This is a genomic window from Stackebrandtia soli (assembly GCF_965137155.1).
GTDB lineage: Bacteria > Actinomycetota > Actinomycetes > Mycobacteriales > Micromonosporaceae > Stackebrandtia > Stackebrandtia soli.
In genome coordinates, this window is sequence record NZ_CBCRZX010000067.1 from 1 (window position 1) to 18657 (window position 18657).

15 protein-coding genes and 2 pseudogenes are annotated in these 18657 nt (G+C 67.4%); 8 read left to right on the forward strand and 9 right to left on the reverse strand.

The window, feature by feature from the left end; genetic code table 11:
* A partial coding sequence (locus ACM9NP_RS22745) for a hypothetical protein (RefSeq protein WP_415648809.1) occupies positions 1-253 on the forward strand: 253 nt, incomplete at its 5' end.
* A gap of 170 nt (positions 254-423) precedes the next feature.
* On the opposite strand, the gene ACM9NP_RS22750 is transcribed toward ACM9NP_RS22745, so the two are convergent.
* The gene (locus ACM9NP_RS22750) at positions 424-888 is read right to left on the reverse strand and encodes a hemerythrin domain-containing protein (protein WP_415648810.1); all 465 of its coding nucleotides are present in this window, start codon (positions 886-888) and stop codon (positions 424-426) included.
* The gene (locus ACM9NP_RS22755) at positions 878-1657 is read right to left on the reverse strand and encodes an alpha/beta hydrolase (RefSeq protein ID WP_415648811.1); all 780 of its coding nucleotides are present in this window, start codon (positions 1655-1657) and stop codon (positions 878-880) included. The genes ACM9NP_RS22750 and ACM9NP_RS22755 overlap by 11 nt, the downstream gene beginning before the upstream one ends.
* A 331-nt stretch (positions 1658-1988) precedes the next feature.
* Between ACM9NP_RS22755 and ACM9NP_RS22760 the strand changes: the two genes are divergently transcribed.
* From ACM9NP_RS22760 to ACM9NP_RS22770, 3 genes are all read left to right on the forward strand, one after another.
* Entirely contained in the window at positions 1989-2204 is a 216-nt protein-coding gene (locus ACM9NP_RS22760; protein ID WP_415648812.1) for a dodecin, read from the forward strand.
* A 76-nt stretch (positions 2205-2280) separates the two neighbouring features.
* Positions 2281-2802 carry an NUDIX domain-containing protein gene (locus ACM9NP_RS22765; protein WP_415648813.1) on the forward strand — a complete coding sequence of 174 codons (522 nt, stop codon included), beginning with the start codon at positions 2281-2283 and terminating at the stop codon, positions 2800-2802.
* A 257-nt stretch (positions 2803-3059) separates the two neighbouring features.
* Positions 3060-3575 (forward strand): hypothetical protein, encoded by a 516-nt coding sequence (locus ACM9NP_RS22770; RefSeq protein WP_415648814.1) that lies wholly within the window; start codon positions 3060-3062, stop codon positions 3573-3575.
* Between the two features lie 215 nt (positions 3576-3790).
* Here ACM9NP_RS22770 and ACM9NP_RS22775 read toward each other — a convergent pair whose 3' ends face one another.
* Positions 3791-4039, reverse strand: a complete 249-nt coding sequence (locus tag ACM9NP_RS22775; protein WP_415648815.1) for a hypothetical protein — start codon at positions 4037-4039, stop codon at positions 3791-3793.
* A gap of 304 nt (positions 4040-4343) precedes the next feature.
* Between ACM9NP_RS22775 and ACM9NP_RS22780 the strand changes: the two genes are divergently transcribed.
* Positions 4344-5441 (forward strand): helix-turn-helix domain-containing protein, encoded by a 1098-nt coding sequence (locus ACM9NP_RS22780; protein WP_415648816.1) that lies wholly within the window; start codon positions 4344-4346, stop codon positions 5439-5441.
* A 3-nt stretch (positions 5442-5444) separates the two neighbouring features.
* Here the strand turns inward: ACM9NP_RS22780 and ACM9NP_RS22785 are convergent.
* From ACM9NP_RS22785 to ACM9NP_RS22795, 3 genes and pseudogenes are all read right to left on the reverse strand, one after another.
* Positions 5445-6325 (reverse strand): annotated as a pseudogene (locus tag ACM9NP_RS22785) (aspartate aminotransferase family protein); the annotation flags it as partial.
* A gap of 2 nt (positions 6326-6327) precedes the next feature.
* Positions 6328-6905 (reverse strand): annotated as a pseudogene (locus ACM9NP_RS22790) (DegT/DnrJ/EryC1/StrS family aminotransferase); the annotation flags it as partial.
* Between the two features lie 60 nt (positions 6906-6965).
* Positions 6966-8315, reverse strand: coding sequence for an MFS transporter (locus tag ACM9NP_RS22795; RefSeq protein WP_415648817.1), 1350 nt, complete (start codon positions 8313-8315; stop codon positions 6966-6968).
* 129 nt (positions 8316-8444) lie between these two features.
* Here ACM9NP_RS22795 and ACM9NP_RS22800 point away from each other — a divergent pair, with 129 nt between their 5' ends.
* Both ACM9NP_RS22800 and ACM9NP_RS22805 read left to right on the forward strand, forming a co-directional pair.
* Positions 8445-11339, forward strand: coding sequence for an AAA family ATPase (locus ACM9NP_RS22800; protein ID WP_415648818.1), 2895 nt, complete (start codon positions 8445-8447; stop codon positions 11337-11339).
* A gap of 411 nt (positions 11340-11750) precedes the next feature.
* Positions 11751-14747 carry an AAA family ATPase gene (locus ACM9NP_RS22805; RefSeq protein WP_415648819.1) on the forward strand — a complete coding sequence of 999 codons (2997 nt, stop codon included), beginning with the start codon at positions 11751-11753 and terminating at the stop codon, positions 14745-14747.
* A 25-nt stretch (positions 14748-14772) separates the two neighbouring features.
* On the opposite strand, the gene ACM9NP_RS22810 is transcribed toward ACM9NP_RS22805, so the two are convergent.
* Positions 14773-15861 (reverse strand): FAD-dependent oxidoreductase, encoded by a 1089-nt coding sequence (locus ACM9NP_RS22810; protein ID WP_415648820.1) that lies wholly within the window; start codon positions 15859-15861, stop codon positions 14773-14775.
* A gap of 121 nt (positions 15862-15982) precedes the next feature.
* Here ACM9NP_RS22810 and ACM9NP_RS22815 point away from each other — a divergent pair, with 121 nt between their 5' ends.
* Positions 15983-16375 carry an OsmC family protein gene (locus ACM9NP_RS22815; RefSeq protein WP_415648821.1) on the forward strand — a complete coding sequence of 131 codons (393 nt, stop codon included), beginning with the start codon at positions 15983-15985 and terminating at the stop codon, positions 16373-16375.
* Between the two features lie 107 nt (positions 16376-16482).
* Here the strand turns inward: ACM9NP_RS22815 and ACM9NP_RS22820 are convergent, their stop codons facing one another.
* The gene (locus ACM9NP_RS22820; protein WP_415648822.1) at positions 16483-17313 is read right to left on the reverse strand and encodes a peptidoglycan DD-metalloendopeptidase family protein; all 831 of its coding nucleotides are present in this window, start codon (positions 17311-17313) and stop codon (positions 16483-16485) included.
* A gap of 332 nt (positions 17314-17645) precedes the next feature.
* Positions 17646-18572, reverse strand: a complete 927-nt coding sequence (locus tag ACM9NP_RS22825; RefSeq protein WP_415648823.1) for a sugar kinase — start codon at positions 18570-18572, stop codon at positions 17646-17648.
* Positions 18573-18657 lie beyond the last annotated feature (85 nt).

Below are 18657 nucleotides of genomic sequence, written 5' to 3' on the forward strand. Positions count from 1 at the left end.
AGTCGGGGGATGGTCGGGGTGGGGGCGGGTCGGAGCCCCGGAACGGGGATACGACGACGTCGAGCTCATCGAGTCGTTGCGCGGTCTGCTCAACGTGGACCCCTTGGAACTCGACGTCATCGTCGGGACCGTACTGCGTGCCGAACCAGTCGAATGGTTCAGTCGGCGATCCGGCATCGCCGTCGCCGACGCGGTACGTGTCCGCGACACCGCTGTCGCCAAACTCAAAGCTTCAGGAGTCTTTTGCGCTTGAGAACGGGACGGACGCGCGGGCCCGATCTGCGGGCAGCGTGGAGGTTTCGCAGCGTCCGGGTCCGCTGTTCCCGCGAACCCCGTGGATGGAGTCGCTTCACCGTCACACCTGACCCACCGCATGGGAACGCCCGCCATCCATGGTGGAGGACGGCGGGCGTTGGGCGCGGTTCAGGTCAGCGGCCCGAACAACTCGGTCTTGTCGAACTCGCCGTCCATGGCGTTGAGCACTTCGAGCAGCTTCGACTCCTCGAACCGGAAATGGGTCTCCATCACGGCTTCGATGCCATCGAGGTGCTGGTGCGCCACTTCGGGACTCACCTTTTCGGAGAGTGCTTTCTCGAGTCCGCCGATCAGGTGGTCGATCATGTTGTGGTCCTGCGTCAGTTTCGCGATCACCGGCGCCAGATCGGGACGCCGTTCGACCACCTCGGGGAACAGAGAGCCGTCCTCGCTGCGGTGATGCCCGGTCAGCGCCGAGCAGAACCCCCGGCAGAACAGCAGCAGGTCGTCGGAGAGTCCGGCCTCCTCGTCACCGCCGTCGAGCGACATCCGCGCCAGCGCCAAGGCTCTGCGCAGCTTGCGATGCACCTGGCGCAGTTCGTCACCCCAGGCGGTGAGTCGGTCAGTGTTCAAGGACGCCCTCCTGTCGCAGCCACGCCTCGCACGCGGTGGTCCACGACGCGGTGTGAGCATTGTGGGCGATGAATACGTGCTCGCGGCCGCCGTACGCCACGCCGTCGGCAAGGCCGATGCCGTGACCGCCGTGTGGGTAGACGTGCAGCTCGACCGGGACCCGCGCCTCGGCGAGGACCCGCGTCCATTCCAGGGCGTTGGGGAGTCCCGGCGGGTCCTGGGCGGTCGCCCACACGAAGGTGGGGCACACGGACGAGTCGACGTGCTTGGCCGGCGACAGCTCGTCCTTGATGGAGATCAGGTCGCCCAGGAGCGCCTCGACGACCTGGGGCGGCAGCAGGTCCAGATCGGCCAGCGCGTACGCCAGGATGGCGAAGTCGGGACGCGGCGGGTCGACGACGCCATCCTCTATGGAGAGAACCTGGCCGGTCATCAGCAGACCCGCCAGTTGTCCTCCCGCGCTGGAACCGATCACGCCGACGCGGTCGGTGTCGAGGCCGTGATCACCGTTGGCGATGTAGTCCAGTCCGGCCCGGGCGTCGACCAGTGGTGCGGGGAAGCGGTCGGGCAGTAGACGGTAGTCCAAGACGAAGGCGTGCAAGCCGATCCCTGACAGCCAGCGCGCGTAGCCCTCGCCCTCGTGGGGTGGCAGTTCCTGGAATCGCCCGCCGGGAAGGACGAGTATGGATGGCCGAGGACCCGTGAAACGGTTGTCGGCGGGGTAAACCGTGATATTCGACGGAAGTTGTGCGGAGATGGCGTTAGCCACCTTTCAGTCCGGCGCCTCCATGCCTGACGCTGTCCGCCACCGGCACGCGACGCTTGAGGAATCATAACGACGATGTCCACCCGCGTCACTGTGATCGGTGCCGCAACGGTCGCTTGCTCCCGACGGGACCGGTTCGAGAGGGACGTGCGGGTGGCAGTCGTCCGTGCCGACGTTTTCCGAGGACCTCGCGGCACCGACTCCGGGCATCCGCGTGGCGCGGGAACGGGCCACTGTCCGCCGAGAGATTGTCATGGAATCACGCCGCGCCCGTGCTCGGACGTGGGAGGCTGGGCGGCGGTATGTTCGCCGACGGGGGAGAAAAGGTGGGGGTATGTCGCACACGTATCGGATAACCGAGGTCGTCGGGTCGTCCCGTGAATCGGTGGAGGACGCCATCCGATCCGCGATCAAGCGCGCCAACGAGACGCTGCGCAACCTGGAGTGGTTCGAGATCGGGCAGGTTCGGGGGCACATCGAGGACGGGAACGTCGGGCACTTCCAGGTCGCCGTCAAGGTCGGTTTCCGCCTGGAGGACCCGAACGGCTAGACCGGACGACCGGGTCGTCGGCATGGGACGGCGCTCGGTCTGGTGGCTCCACGGGGCGAGGATCTAGAGTACGTCCATGACGTACACCCCTGATCGCTCCATCACCCATTGTGGCTATTGCGGTTCACCTTACGGGCAGTTGCGGGAATGGCCCCGCGACTGCCCGTCCTGTATGGAGACGATTTGGCGCAATCCGTTGCCCGTCGCGGTGACTCTGCTGCCCGTCGACGACGACGGGACCGTGCGGCTGCTCGTCGCGCGTCGCACGATCGAGCCGAGTCGGGGCGAACTCGCGCTGCCGGGCGGCTATATGGAGGTCGGTGAGACGTGGCAGCAGGCCGCGGTTCGGGAACTGCGCGAGGAGACCGTGATCGACGCGGACGACGTCGACATCGCCCTGTTCGACGTGATGACCGGCCACGACACCATCCAGATCTTCGGTGTGCTCCCGACGCGGACCCTTGCCGACCTGCCCGATTCGGTCGCCACCGCGGAGTCGGAGGGGTGGTCCCTGCTCGCCGCCGAGCACGCGGACCAACTCGCGTTCCCCACACAGCGCGCGGTCGCCTCGGCCTTCTTCGCGGGACTCGCGGCCTGATCGGGCGATCGATCTCTTAGTTCTTTTGTGGAGTGTCTCGGGCGCCGGCGGGGTCTCGCCCGCGCTTCAAGATAACGAAAGGACAACGGAAACTGTTGGCTATCCGTCGCTCATTACTCTGCGTGACGTTTCATTGCTAGCGTGGCAGCTCGATGTCGTGGAAGCGTGGAAGCGTGGAAGCGTGGAAGCGTGGAACCGGGGATGACGGTGCTGCGACCACGACACGGTCCATTGTTGACATTCCACAAGGGGGTTTTGTGGGGAAGCGTCGCCGTACCGCGGATCAGGGGGGCCTGGCGCCCGGCCTGGGAATCGCCGGAGGGATCGTGTGGGGCTATCACCTATACCAGAAGTCCGACTGGATCTCGCTCGCCGCGATGGTCTTCGCGGCGTTCGCCGTTCTCGGAATATGGCTGCTCTTCCTGCGCGGAACCCGCTGCGGCTATCCCACCAGGCAGTACGCGCCGTGTCGACTCCGGGTGCGCGGTGCGCTGCGGGGTTGCGAGAAGTTCCATAAAGGATTGAAGGCGGAGGCCGCGATCGCCTATGTCGGACGTCGGCATCCGCGTGATCAGCTCCAACGGCTGTGGCTGTCCCACGCGGCCACGACCAGGCTCATGAGTCCGGTCGGCGGGCCGCCCCTGCTCGAACCGAGCGACGCGGGGCGGCGAGAGCGCCCGCGGTTCGAGATCACCATGCTCCTGGCGACGGTGGGCAGCGGGCTGGCCTCGGTCGTCATGCCCGTGATTCAGATGCTCCTCGGTTCGGGGTGAAGGCTTCGGGCCCGCCTCGAGTCGTTGATCGAGGCGGGCCGGGGCGTCGGCCCATGCCGGGAGGGCTTGACGCGGTTCGGTTCTGGTCATGGTCTCCGAGTTTCCGTCGAATCGTGACCGACGCGGTGTCGGTGCCGAGGTTCCCCCTCAGCTGCGCGTTCTCACGTGATGCGAACCGGCACGGTCGCTCATGGAGTCCTGTTCGGACACCGGTGTCACGCGTAGCCGAGGCTCAGCACCAGCAGTAGGAGGAGCATCATGAAGGCGACGAGGCCGACGGTCGCGACTCGCACGATCATCCTGACGAACTCCGCGATCGGCTCCCACAGCAGGCGGATCGAGTGGACGCTGATCGTGATCGCCGCGATGAGCAGGATGAGGGTGAAGGCTCGGGCGCCTGCCCCCGCGACGTCGACGGACGACGCGAACAGGTCGATGGCGGGCGAGGGAAGTGTGGTCCTCATGGCGGTTCCTTCCGGGGGCGGCTTGATTGGCCTACGCCCAAGGGACACAGTGAGAAGCTGTGGTCCGGTGTCACCGGCGGGTCCGCGCGTCGTTGAGGGGACTTCTACAATCGACTCTTTCCTTGGAGCGTCTACTATGGTGAACTTTAGTGAATGTCACCTTAATGTGTATTCAGCGTAACTTCCGAAACCCTGGTAGCGCAAGGCTTTCACTGTCGGAAAGTTGACGGACGTCGATATTTGAGAGACGATTGGTGAACTTCAGTTAAGTTCAGTTCTCTTAATGCGAAGGAAGTCGACGCACATGCCTTCTCTCAAGAGCTCCGCGTCGGAACTCGCCAGGCGGCTTCGCTCCCTGCGCGAGCGCACCTGGCGCGGTGTCGCCATCACCCAGCGGGATCTGGCACATGCCCTCGGCGGGCACAAGCCGTTGAGCGTGCCCCTCATATCGTCCTGGGAGAACACACGCCGCCCCACCGTTCCGCCGGTCGACCGTCTGCTCGCCTACGCGGCGTTCTTCGCCACCCGGCGCTCCGTCGAGGACTCGCCGTACCGCATCGTTCCCGATGGCGAACTCACTCCGTCCGAACGCGAGAGTCGGGACCGCCTCGAACGGGAGTTGCTCGCGTTGCGGGACAGAGCACTGCGTACCGACGTGGCCGGGCCGTCTCGGCGGAACACCGCGGCCGCCGAGGATCTCGTCACCGGCCCGTGGCATTTCGGGGACGGGAACATCGTCACCATCGTCTGCGCGGAGGTCCCCGAGTCGCAGCGTGAGGTACTGCCCACACCGGACGATCCGTATCGGGCGTTCGCGGACCTCTACTCCTACGCGGACGCGGACTCGCTGATCGAGTTGTACGGCCACGTCAGGGCCGCCAATCCGACGACGGAGGTCGTGTTCCGCAAAGCGCGTGACCTTCAACCGGACGACTACACGACGCACCTGATCCTGCTCGGCGGCGTCGATTGGAACCTCGCGACGAACAAGGTGCTCGAGCAGTTGGACCTGCCGGTGCGTCAACTCGCCGCCGGCCGGAGCGGTGTCCGTGGCAGGGACTATCGCGTTCGGGTGGGGGACGAGGAGAAGATCTTCAAGCCGCAATGGTCCGACGACGCCCGCATGCTGTCGGATGTGGGGCATTTCGTGCGGACGCCGAACCCGTTCAACCACAAACGGACGCTGACGATCTGCAACGGCACCGACAGTCGGGGCGTTCTCGGTGTCGTCCGCTCGCTGACGGATTGGCGCTTTCGATCGCGCAACGCCGACTACCTTCGCGAGGCGACTCGGGACCATCTCAACTACAGCCTGCTGATTCGGGTGAAGATCGTCGACTTCGCGGCGGTCACTCCGGATTGGACGAATCCGAAGGCGCGCCTGCACGAGTGGCGCCGTTGACCCTCAGTAGATCGGGTTCTGCAGAAGACCCATGAACTCGGTCAGGAGGTGTTCGCGGGTCGCGGCCGGGGCGTGCGCGAGGAGTGTGTTGATGATGGACAGTCGCGGCGCGGAATCGCCGCCGGTCAGCCCGAATCGAGCCGCCAGCTCCGCCACCACGCGGGGTGTGATCCGCTCCGTCGGCAGACTCGTGACGAGCGTTGTCAGCTCGGTAGGGAGGAGCGGCGGACCCGCCGCGCGCGTCGCCTTCGCGGCCTCGGCGAGCGCTTCGGCGAAGTGGGCGGACTCGGGCTCGACGGAGGCCGTCACGGTCATGTGGATGTTGGCGGGCATTCCGGCGAAGGGGAGCTGCGGCTGGGTGTACCAGCCGCGTTGGGACAGTTCGTCGGCGAGGACGAATATGTCCAGGTCCTCCTCGGTCGAGGTGAAGCAGACGACGGTGCCCGTGGCTGGTGTGACCAGTCGGAGACCGTCCGTGCCGTCGACGGCGGCGGCGATGGTCGACACGGCCGCGCGGGTGCGTTCGGCGAGTCGGAGGTATCCATCGTCACCGATGTGTCGCATGGTGGCGTAGGCCGCCGCGATGGGGCCGCCCGACCGGGTCGAGGAGATGACCGGGTTGATCATCGTGTATCCGGGCCAGCCCGCGTACGCGAAGTACTGGGGCCGCCGGAGCGCGGCGTCTCGATGCAGGAGAATGGACATTCCCTTTTGGCTGTACGCGTACTTGTGCAGGTCGACCGACATGCTGGTCACGCCGGGCACCGCGAAGTCGAACGGTGGGACGTCGGCGCCCACTCGGCGCAGATACGGCAGGACCCAACCGCCGAAGCAGGCGTCGACGTGGCAGCGAACACCGCGAGCCATCGCCGCCGCCGCGATCGNNGCGACGGGATCGATGACCCCGTGCGCGTAGGACGGCGCCGAGCAGGCGATCAGGACGGTGTCGTCGGTGACGGCGGCGGCGATGTCGGCCGGGTCGGGTGTGAAGGTCGTGACGTCGACCTGCACCGTGTCTAGCTCGACCCGCAGGTAGTGGGCGGCCTTCGCGAAGGCGGCGTGGGCGGTGGCGGGAACGACCAGCCGGGGACGGTCGACGTCGGGGTGGGCGTCGCGCGCGGTCTTGACGGCGAGGAGGAGCGACTCGGTGCCGCCCCCGGTCACGGAACCGACGACGTCGGGAGCGTCGCTTCCCGGCCCGCCGCCGAGGAGGTGTGCGGCGGCTCCGACGAGCGCGTTCTCGGTGATCTGGAGGGACGGGAACACGGTCGGGTCGAGGCCGTTGACGTGGGCCGACAGCGCGTGCGCCGATTGGGCGAGGTCGTCCAGCCCGGCGAGGCCGGAATCATACACATAGGAGAAGAGACGTCCGCCGTGCGTCGGATGGTCCTTGGCGCGCAACTGTCGCAGTTCGTCGAGGACCTGCTGTGCGGGGACGCCGACGTCGGGCAGGGCGTTGGTCATGGGCTTAAGGTAGCGCACCGGGACGCCGCCGTGACCATCAACCGCGAACCTTTTTCATGTTTATTCGGTTCGCGTGGTCGAGCCCGTTCTCGCCGCGCGGGCGGTGTCGTCGAGTCCGTATCGCCGCAGCAGCAACGTCACCGGCCCGACCAGCAGAGCCGGAACGACGCTGAAGCCGATCAGCACACCGAGCCGCGCGGCGTCGGGTTGGGCGGCCGCCTCGCCGGTCGCGGAGGAGACGTACCCGCTGAGCGTCAGGACGAGGGCGAAGACGCCCGGTCCGAGCGCCAGCCCCAGCGTCTCACCGGCGGTCCACAATCCAGTGAACACGCCGGCCTGTCGTTTGCCGGTCCTGTCGGCGTCGTCGGCGATGCAGTCGGGCAGCATGGCCATCGCGAAGACCTGCTGGCCCGCGTAGCCGACGCCGATCACCGCCGTGACGGCGTAGACGACGGCCGGCGGGGCGAACCACGCGACGAGCAGGCCGAGCGCGCCGAGCGCGAACAACGTCGACGCCACCGACAACGCGGCGCGCTTGCCGAGCCGTCGTCCGAGTCGTGACCACAGTGGCATGACGAGGAGCGCCGGACCGACGAAGCACGCGAACAGGAGCGTCGGGCCGTCACCGGGCCTCCCGAGCACGTGATCGGCCATGTACTTGACGCCGGCGAGCATGGTCGCGATCCCGATCGTCTGGATCACGAACACCGTCGTGAGCACCATGAACGGCCGGTTGCGGCGCGCCGTCGACAGTTGCGCGCGCAGCGACGGCTCGGTCTCGGTGACCCGATCGGCCCGCGTGCGGCGCGTCCCGACGAAGGTCGCGACGGCACCCACCGCGATCACGGCGGCGACGAACAACCCCATCCAGCGGTGACCGGCCACCCCGCCGCCGGTCGTGTTCACGATCATCGGCGCGACGGCACCGGACACGAGGATCGCGACGGCCAGCACCGCGACGCGCCACGTCATGAGCCGCGTTCGTTCGGTGTAGTCGTCGGTGATCTCGGCGGGCATCGCGACGTACGGGACCTGGAAGAACGCGAAGGCGGTCGCCGTGACGAGGAACGCGACGGCCACGTAGCCCGCCGCCGCCGCTCCCGGAGGCGTCGGGGCGGCGAAGAGTGCGGCGAAGGCGACGGCCAGGCCGATACCTCCGAACAGGACATACGGACGTCTCGGCCCCCAGCGGGACACGGTCCGGTCGGAGATGCGACCCGCGAAGGGGTTGACGAGGACGTCCCACGCCTTCGGCAGCAGCACGAGCAGACCCGCCACGGCGGCGCCCACGCCGAGCGTGTCCGTCAGATACGGCAACAACAGCAGCCCTGGAACCGTTCCGAACGCGCCGGTCGCCAACGAACCCATCGCGTATCCGGCGCGGGTGCCGGTACTCAGCCTGTCTGTCATGATCGCGGATAGTACGGACACCCGGCCGCGATGGCCATCAGCTGTTGGTACCGCTCGGGCCCCGGTGTGGCGGACGCGCTCGCGGGCGGCGATGCTTGTTGAGGCCGAACCGGACCGGAAGGGAGCACAGTGGATTATTACGTTTCGCTCACCAGACCCATCGCGTATCGCTCGTTGCTGGAGGTGGCGCAACTTCCCGTTCCCGACGGCACCCTGAAACGCATCTTCGTCGAACCGGGCGAGTACCGCATGGATGGGCTGCGGTACTGGGGAACGGCGGAGATCATCGCGTCCGAGGGGCCCGGAACGGTCACATTGGATTGCTCGGCCGAGTACACCGTCCGGGTCGAAGGCAAGGTCACCCTCCGCGACCTGACCTTGCGCAACTGGGCCGACAAAGGACAGACGATACAGGTCGTCGGTGGCGTCGCGATCCTCGACAACTGCCAGATCCACACGCGTGGGGACGCCGTGAGCGTCTGGGACGGCGGTGATCTCACACTGTCGAGATGCGACCTGCATGACGGCGCCCTCATCTTCTCCGACGCGATCGGGGACGTCTCCCACACGACCGTCAGCGGCGCGCCGAGCTGCGCCATCGCCATTCACAAGGCCAGCAAGGTCACCATCCGAGACGTGACCATCTCCAACGCCGGCGAGCACGGCATCTGGATCAACACGGGATCGAGCCCGCTCATCGAACGATGCACGGTGACGCGCAGCGGTTCCGCCCACGTTCTCGTCCAGGAGCGCTCCCGGGCGCTGCTGCGCGACTGTCGACTGTCCGATTCGGGCAAATGCGGTTTCGTCGTGCGAGACCGTTCGGTGGCGACTCTGGAGGACGCCACCATCTCACGGTCCGGAGTGGACGACGTCTGGGTGACGACCGACAGTCGACTCGACGCCACCCGCGTGACGATGACCGGTGCCGTGCGCAACAGCGTCGGTGTCGATCTGCGCGGCGAGGCGCACTTCGTCTCGTCCACGATGGAGAGCCCGGCCAACATCGGACTGTTCGTCGACGACACCGCCGTCACCCAACTCCGCGACGTCACGATCCGCGGCGGCGAGATCGGCGTCCGGCTCACGTCCGGCGCCCGGCTCGACGGCACCAACGTCCTCATCACCGAACACCGAGCGATCGGTGTCCACCTGCACAGCAACGCCCAAGCGCAACTGACGGGTTCATCCCGGATCGAGCACAACCTCGGCGTCGGCACGCAGCTGGAGGAGGGATCGAGCCTCACCGGCGACTACGTCGAATCCGACAACGGCGTCCCCGCGACGTCGGCGGCCGGCGCGGTGACCACACCGGCGCCGCCCGCCGCCGCTCCGACACCTCCGGCGCCGCCCGTCGACGTCGCCGCGCTCATGGCCGAGCTCGACGCGATGATCGGCCTCGGCGGCGTCAAACACGAGATCACCAAATTGGTCAGCCTCCTCAAGGCCGCGGAACAACGGCGGCGCGCGGGCCTCGCTCCGGGACCCGTGATCAGCCGTCACATGGTCTTCGCGGGACCGCCCGGAACCGGAAAGACCACGGTCGCGCGCCTGTACGGCAAGATCCTCGCCGCGCTCGCGGTCGTGTCGAACGGCGGTTTCACGGAGGTGTCGCGGGCCGACCTCGTTGGTCAGGTCCTCGGCGGGACGACGGCGAAGACGACCGAGGTCGTCACGGCCGCGCTCGGTGGCGTCCTCTTCATCGACGAGGCGTACACCCTGTCGCGGCAGTTCGGCACCGGGAGCGACTTCGGCCAGGAGGCGATCGACACCCTCGTCAAACTCATCGAGGATCATCGTGACGATCTCGTGGTCGTGTTCGCCGGGTACGCCACCGAGATGCGCGACTTCCTCAACGCCAACCCCGGACTGTCGTCCCGAGTCTCGCGGACCATCGCGTTCGAGAACTACAGTCCCGCTGAACTCGCCGAGATCGCGTCCTCGCTCGCGTCGTCCCACGGCTTCGTCTTCGCGGAGGAAGCCGAACAGTTGCTGACGAAGCACTTCCAGCGGATTCGGCGGGACGACAACTTCGGCAACGGTCGAGAGGCGCGACGCATCTTCGAAGCGGCGATCGAGAACCAGGCGGTGCGCCTCGCCGAACTTCCCGAACCGACCACCGAGGACTTGACGACGCTGCTCCCGTCCGACCTCGACGGGATCGTCGACGCAAGCCTCGTCTCGGACGCCAGGCAGACCCGCGACAGCGCGCAGGTCGACGATGTCTTCGAGCGGATGGACCGCCTCGTCGGAATGACCGAGGTGAAGGCCAGGATGCGCGACGTCGTCGACCTGATCACCGCCGCGCGCCTGCGCAAGGCGGCGGGGCTCGCGACGGCGGCCGTGACCGGAAACCTGATCCTGACCGGTCCTCCGGGCACCGGCAAGACGACGGTGGCCCGCCTGTACGGCGAGCTGTTGTCGGCCCTCGGCGTCTCCGCGACCGGCCAGGTCGTCGAGGTGTCGCGAATGGACCTGGTCGGTCAGCATCTGGGAGAGACGACCGCGAAGACGGCCGCCAAGTTCGCGCAGGCGCGCGGAGGGGTGTTGTTCCTCGACGAGGCGTACACCCTGTCGCGGCAGTTCGGCACCGGGAGCGACTTCGGTCAGGAGGCGATCGACACCCTCGTCAAACTCATCGAGGACCACCGGGAGGAGGTCGTGGTCATCGTCGCCGGGTACTCCCGGGAGATGACCGACTTCCTCGCCGCGAATCCGGGCCTGGCGTCGCGCTTCGACCACACCATCGACTTCGCCCCGTATACACAGGACGATCTCGTGTCGATTCTGGAGTTGATGGTCGAGTCCGCGGGTTTCGTGTTGCGCGCGGAGACCCGCGAGGCGGCGCGGTCGGTGTTCCTCTCCGACACCGCCCGTTTCGCCGAAGGCAACGGACGAGAGGTGCGCAAGCTCTTCGAACGCGCACGGACGGCACACGCCCGGCGCCTGGCACGGCTGGTGGCAGGCGGGACTCCCGATCACGCGGCGCTAACGGAGCTGGAACCGGCGGATTTGGACAGTTAGTGCTCGAGCCGGTGGTGGGCTGGAGTCGCGAACGTCCCCTCACCACCGGCCGACACCCGTCCGATCGGTTCGGCCCAGGGGACACCGGGTCGTACGCTGTGAAATCACGGTGAAGCTCACGACGGCCATGCCTCCGGGTGAGAATGGTCCAGCATCATGCGTATAGAGGTTGTTCCGTCGCCTCGGGCCAAGTAGGGCGAGGACCGCGCGATACTCGGCAAGGCGGAGAACATCCCGTGCCGGTGCACGACGCCTCCGGCGTGTTGGAGCGACGGTGCGGGTGATCGACGCGGCGGCTTCCACGGCGTGCTCGCGCCGCCGTGGCCGATCCGCCGAGAACGGACGACCTCTGAACCGATGGCACCCGTGTGGTACGCATGGGGTTTAGATGTCTTGATGTGAGGGGAAGCGTTGTCGCAGATCGTGGTGTCCACCGCCCGAACCGGTACCTTCCGTTCGATCGAGCAGGCGATCGCCGCCACCGGCACCACGGACGGCACTCCGGTCATCGTCATCGAACCGGGTGAGTATCGCCTCGGTGATTGCCTGAACTACGCCGGTGAACTCGAACTCCGCGCCGCCGCCCCCGGTACTGTCACAATGGACTGTTCGGCGGAGAACCTCGCGTTCGTCGAGGGCACCCTCACCCTGCGGGACCTCCACCTCCGACACGACCACGCCACCGGAGCCACCGTCATGGTCTCGGGCGGGAAGTTGACCGTTGACGGCTGCGAGATCGTCGGCCGCTCTGGCCTGGCCGCGAGCGCGGTCAACGGCGGAACGCTCAACATGAAGTCCACCAAGGTCTTCGACGGTGTCATCACCTTCGCCGGGGCCAACGGTCGCGTCGACGGCTGCGAGACGCAGGGCTCGCCCGAATGCGGCATCCGCCTCGAATCCGGCAGCCGGGTCACCGTTCGCAACACCGCCATCCGGGCCGCGGCCGACCACGGCGTCCACGTCACCAGCGGATCGCACGGATTGATCGACGGATGTCTCGTCGGCAAGTCGGGTGGCGCGGGCATCCTCGTCCAGCACGGCGCGAAGACCGACATCCGAGCCACCCAATTGTCCGAAGTGGGTCGATCGGCGATCGTCGCCGTCGACCGCGCGATCGTGCGCATCGCCTCGGGCCGCGTCGAAGGCGCCGCCGTCTCCGGTCTGTGGGTGAGCGGCCACAGTTCCGTGACGGCTCACAAACTCTGGATCGACCAGGCCAGGGAGGACGGGACGCGAGTCGGCCGGTCGTCCCGTCTGGAGATGCACGACTGCCGTATCTCCGCGTCCGGTGGGCCTGGCCTCGTCGTCGAATCCGATGGAAGCGTCGAACTCGTCGGCACGACGCTCGCCGAGTGCGAGGTCGGCATGCACGTCGAATCGACCGGCACGGGAACGCTCGACCGGTCCCGACTCGTCCGGCACCGTGGGCCCGGTCTCATAGTGGAGGCCGGGGGCCACGTCTCCGCCCGTGACTCGAAGATCTCCGACAACGAGGGCAGCGGCATCCTTCTCGCCCAGCGCGGCGGCCTGGCCGACGAACGGCTGCGATCCATCGGAAACGGCGCCCCCGACGAACTCGGTGAACCCGAACCGGTCCAGGTCACGGTGGCCGCGGAACCCGCCGCGGTCGCCATCCCGGAACCCGAACCGGAACCCGCACCGGAACCCGAACCGGAACCGACACCGATCGAACGGGCCGTTCCCGTCCCCGAGGTGGCCGTCCCCGCGCTACTCGACGATCTCGACCGCATGATCGGCCTGATGAAGGTCAAACGCGACCTGACCACTCTGGTCAGCGTCGTGCGTGCGTCACGACGACGGGCCGCCCTCGGCATGCCGGTCGGACCGACTCCGGCGCGCCACCTCGCCTTCGCCGGACCACCGGGCACCGGGAAGACGACCGTCGGCCGCCTGTACGGCAGGATTCTCGCCGCCGTCGGGGCGATGCCGACGGACAAGTTGACGGAGGTGTCTCGCGCCGACCTGGTCGGGGAGGCGCTCGGCGAGACGACCCACAAGACGACGGCGGTCGTGAAACGCGCCCTCGGTGGGGTGCTGTTCATCGACGAGGCGCACACGCTCGCGCGTCAGTTCGGTGTCGGGGCCGACTTCGGAAAGGAGGCGATTGACGCCCTCGTCAAACTGATGGAGGACCACCGGGACGAGCTCGTCGTCATCCTCGCGGGGTACCCGGCCGGGCTGGACGAGATGCTCGACGCGAATCCCGGCCTGCGGTCACGCGTCGGGCGAACGATCCATTTCGAGCACTACAGCCCGCGCGAGCTGGTCTCGATCACCGAGATCATGGCGGCGGACCACCGGATCCGTTTCGCCCCCGACTCCTCGGCCGCGCTCGCGAGCCACTTCGGACAGTTGTCCAGGGACGCGTCCTTCGGTAACGCCCGGATCGCCCGCTCCGTCTTCGAGCGAGCGCTGGAGCAGCAGGCGGTCCGACTGGCCATGGTGGACGAACCCACGGCCGAACAGCTCTCCGTGATCACTCTGGACGATCTGACCGGTGTCGTCGACCCCGGCCTGACCGCGCGTTTCGGGGAGATTCGCGATCCCGACCACGTCAGGAGGGTGATCGATCGATTGACCTCGATGACCGGGCTGAACCAGGTGAAGCACCGCATATCCGACGTCGTCGCGCTGATCGAGGCGGCGAAACTACGGCGAGCCGAAGGACTGGAGACCGAGGCGGTCTTCGCGAACCTGATCTTCTCCGGCGGCCCCGGTACCGGCAAGACGACGGTGGCACGCATGTACGGCGAACTGCTGGCGAGCCTCGGCATCCTCGCCACCGGGCAGGTCATCGAGGCGTCCCGTGTGGACCTGGTCGGTCAGCATCTGGGGGAGACCGCCGCGAAGACGGCCGCCAAGTTCGCCCAGGCACGCGGGGGAGTGCTGTTCATCGACGAGGCGTACGCGCTCGCGCGGCGCAGCGGGGCGGGCTACGGCTTCGGTCAGGAGGCGATCGACACCCTCGTCAAACTGATGGAGGATCACCGCGAGGAGGTCGTCGTCATCGCTGCCGGTTATCCGGACGAAATGTCCGACTTCGTCGCCACCAACCCGGGTCTCGCGTCGCGATTCAGCGATGTCGTGGTCTTCGAGACGTACACGCCACAGGAGATGACCGAGATCCTGGTGTGGATGGTCGAGTCCTCGAACTACGTCCTGGCCGCCGACAGCCGGGCCGCCGCGCTCGCCCACATCGCCGAACACGAGGACGTGTACGCGGCCGGGAACGGGCGCGCGGTGCGGAGACTGTTCGACACCATGAAGACGGCACACGCGCGCCGGGTCGCGGCCCTGAGGGACGCCGGTCGGTCTCTCGACCGTCAGGATCTGAGCGAACTGCTCGCCGTCGACCTACCGTCGGACGTCGCACGCTCGGCCGTGTGATCGGCCCGCAGATCCTGCTCGTCCGTCAATTGCTGCGGGCACTCGCCGTCGAACGTGGACGGACGCGATGATCGGTTCCCGTCGGTCGGAGCCAGCCGCGCAGTTCCCGGACGGCTTCGCCACCGGCCCGATTCGCGCCGACGGTACTCGCCGACGGACCGTACCCGACCAGATGCACGCGTCGATCGGAGACGACCCGAGTCCCGTCCACTGTGATCCCACCACCGTTGTTCCGTAGTCGCAGCGGCGCCAGGTGATCGAGCGCGGCGCGAAAACCCGTCGCCCACACGATCGCGTCCGCCGCGACGAAACGGCCGTCGTCCCAGGCGACGCCGTCGGGCGTGATCCGATCGAACATGGGCAGCCGGTCGAGGACTCCCGCGTCGGACGCGGCCCGAAGTTCGGGAGTCAGGCGGTAACCGGTCGCCTTGATGACGCTCTCCGGCGGCAGACCCGCCCGTACCCGCTCGTCGACGGCCGCGACCACCCGTCGTCCCCAATCCGGGTCGAAGGGGTGATCGAAGAAGACCGGCTCGCGGCGCGTGACCCAGTGCGTGGATCGGGCCACCTCCGCGATCTCGAGCAGGTGCTGCATCCCGGAGGCGCCGCCGCCGACCACGACGACGTCGAGCCCGGCGAACTCGTCGGGTCCCCGATAATCGGCCGTGTGCAGTTGACGGCCCGCGAAGGTCTCCCGCCCCCGGTAGTACGGCCAGAACGGCTTGTCCCAGGTGCCGGTCGCGTTGATGATCGCCTTGGCCGTGATCGTGCCGCGATCGGTCTCCACCCGCAGTGAACCGTCCGGCAGCGACCGGACCGCCGCGACGTGAACGGGCCGGGCCACGTCGAGCTCGAACCGTTGCTCGTAGTCCCCGAAGTATCGGGGGACCTCCTCGGCGACGGGTGTGGTGACGTCCTCGGGCTGCGTGAACGGCGAGCCGGGCAGGCGGTGGATGCCGTGGACGGTCTCGAAGGTCAGCGTCGGCCAGCGGAACTGCCAGGCGCCGCCAGGCTCGGGCGAATGGTCCACCACCTGAAAGTCGTAGCCGTTGCGGCGAAGATGGTATGCCGCGGACAGACCGGCCTGTCCAGCGCCGATCACGACCACGTCCACGTTCGTCCTCACTCCCGGCACAACGCCCACGGGGTAGCGGCCGATTCCGGAATGATGGTGTGTGATTCGTCGTTGTCGATCGATGTCGGCGAGGGACGTCGACGAGGAGAGGAACAGCACCGTGGGATCAGTGAGGGTCGAACGCACCGAGGACGGCTTCATCGCGCGCAATTCGCGGGGCGGCGAGATCGCCGTCGGTGACAACGCCGAGGGGGAGGCGTTCACCCCGGTCGAGTTGTTGTTGGCGGCGGTCGGAGGCTGCAACATCGTCACCGTCGAACCGTTGACCGCCAAGCGAGGTCATCGTCTCGTCCGTCTCGCGATGACGGTCGACGGCGAGAAGATCGAGCCGACCCTGCTCGGCCCGGTGACCGTCACCTACGACGTCGAACTTCCGGAGGGGGACCCGAAGGCCCGCGAGGTCTTCGAGGCCGTCGCCGATCGGGTCCACCGGCGCGCGTGCACCGTCAGCCGGTCCCTGTCGAAGGGCACCGAGGTCATCGTCAAGACCTGAACCGGCTTGGTGGAACGTTGTCCCGCAAGGCTTTCACCAACAGCATGAACGACGCACCGTCCGGGGACGATCGTCCCCGGACGGTGCGTCGTTCAGTTTCGCGCGGCTTAGACGCGGTCGAAGCGGTCCTGGTTGACGAAGCGCGCGACACCCCGCCAGGAGTTCGGACCCATCACGCCGTCGATCGGGCCGGTGTAGCCGTGCCGGGCGGCGAGGCGCTGCAGCGCGGCGTACGTGTTCGGGCCGGGGGCGCCGTCGGCCGGGCCGCCGTAGCCGTAGTGCGCGGCGAGGTACCGCTGCATCGCCGCGTACGTGTTCGGGCCGGGGACGCCGTCGATCGGGCCGGTGTAACCCGCGTCGATCCGGACCCAGTTCTGGACGCGCTTCCAGAAGATCGGCCCCGGGATGCCGTCGGACTCGGTCGACGTCTTCGGGAGGGTGCCGCCTCCGCCTCCGCCGCCACCGATGTAGTCGAGGGGGTTGATCCGGGTACCGCTCGGGTTGATCATGTGCCAGTGGCAGTGCGGGCCGGTCGACGATCCGGAGCCCGGCGCTCCCGCGGCTCCGCCGGAGAGGCCGACGTGGGCGCCCGCTCCGACCGAGGTGCCGTTGCCGAGGAGGAACTGCGACAGGTGCATGTACTGGGTTCGGTAGCCGTTGGGGTGGTTGATGGTGACGGTGTGGCCACCGGTCCCGTTGTACGGAATGTTCGTGATGGTGCCGCCGCCGCATGCCGGGAGGGGGGTGCCGACACCCATCGCGAAGTCGATGCCGCCGAGAGACCCGCGAGAGATGTGCTCCCACCAACCGTCCGTGATGGGATATCCGGTGAAGGGGTTGTAGAAGTCCGAGGCTGATGCGGGGGTCACCAGACCGGCGCCGCCGATGGCGATTCCGGCGGCGGCGGCGGAGTATCGAAGAATTGATCGACGCGACATTCCTGGTCGTGAGGATTGTTGATCCTTGGTCACGTTCTCTCCTGGCGGTTCACGGTTGATATGGGTGTCGCCGAAATCCCGGTGTGCCAATGCATCCGTCGGAAATGCGGCACGTTCACTATTCCACTAAAAATGAGGCATGGGAAATTCTCGATATGACTATAGTGGCAATTTTATGGGTGGGAGAACATGCCGTGACGCGCCGTGAATTGATCAGTTCACAGTGGATACGTGGGCACCCGGCATGTCGCTCGGGGAATCGCGTCGTAGAGAGTGATCGAGTCACCTCGGATGGCGTCCGAGGTCACGCGCCGCGCTGATCCGCGCGTCGATCACGTCGACGCCGGGCCCGAGCGCAGGCCCCATGCGTCGAGTTCCGCCGTCGACGGCGGAACTCCCAGATCGCCGGCGCTTCGGAGCGCGCGGGCCGCGAGTCGATGCCCGAGACGCAGCCGTTTCGACGGGTCGAAGCCCCGTACGACGCCCGCGAGATATCCGGCCGCGAAGGCGTCTCCGGCACCGACGGGCTCCACGACCTCGACCTTCGGCGCCGCCTCGAACACGCGCACGTCATCGCCGATGAAGGCCGTTGCGCCGATGTCCCCATCCTTGACGACCAGGGTCCGCGGCCGTGACAGGTGCGCGCGAATCTCGTCGGCGGACGTCGTTCCCCACAGCGCCTCCGCCTCGTCTCGGCCGACGAGAACGAGATCGGCCGCTTGCGCGAGTTCGAGAAGGATCGGCGCCGCCTGGGACACCGTCCATAGTGCTGGCCGATAGTTCACGTCGAAACTGACGACGCCGCGGCGGCTTCCGTCGAGAATGTGCCGCAGTAGTCGAAGGCAGGACGCCGATAGCGCGGCGGTGATTCCCGAAATGTGCGTGATTGGCGCAGCGGCCAAGCGATCGAGCGTCAATTCATCCATGATGGATGCGGCGGAATTCGACCGCCGATAGTGAACTGAGCGAGACGCCGGATCCTTGACGTATATGCCCGTCGGGCGCGTGGGATCGATCTCCACCGAATCGACCGAGACTCCCGCGGACACGAGGCGCTTCAGGATCATCGCGCCGAACGGGTCCGCGCCGAGTCGACCATGCCAGCCAGTGCGTATACCGAGTCGAGCCAGTCCGTCCGCGACATTGGTCTCGGCTCCCGCCACGCCGACGCGCACCATCGTCCCCTCGACGATGGGCGCGGGCGGGTCGGGCGAGAACACCGCGAGCGCTTCGCCGAGGCATACGACGTCGAGTGTCATGGGAAGCCCTCCCCGCATTACGAAGGTTTCTTATCGAAAGTCAGTATCCGGGATCGACCCGCCCCGCCGGCGCTCAGCCCCCGGC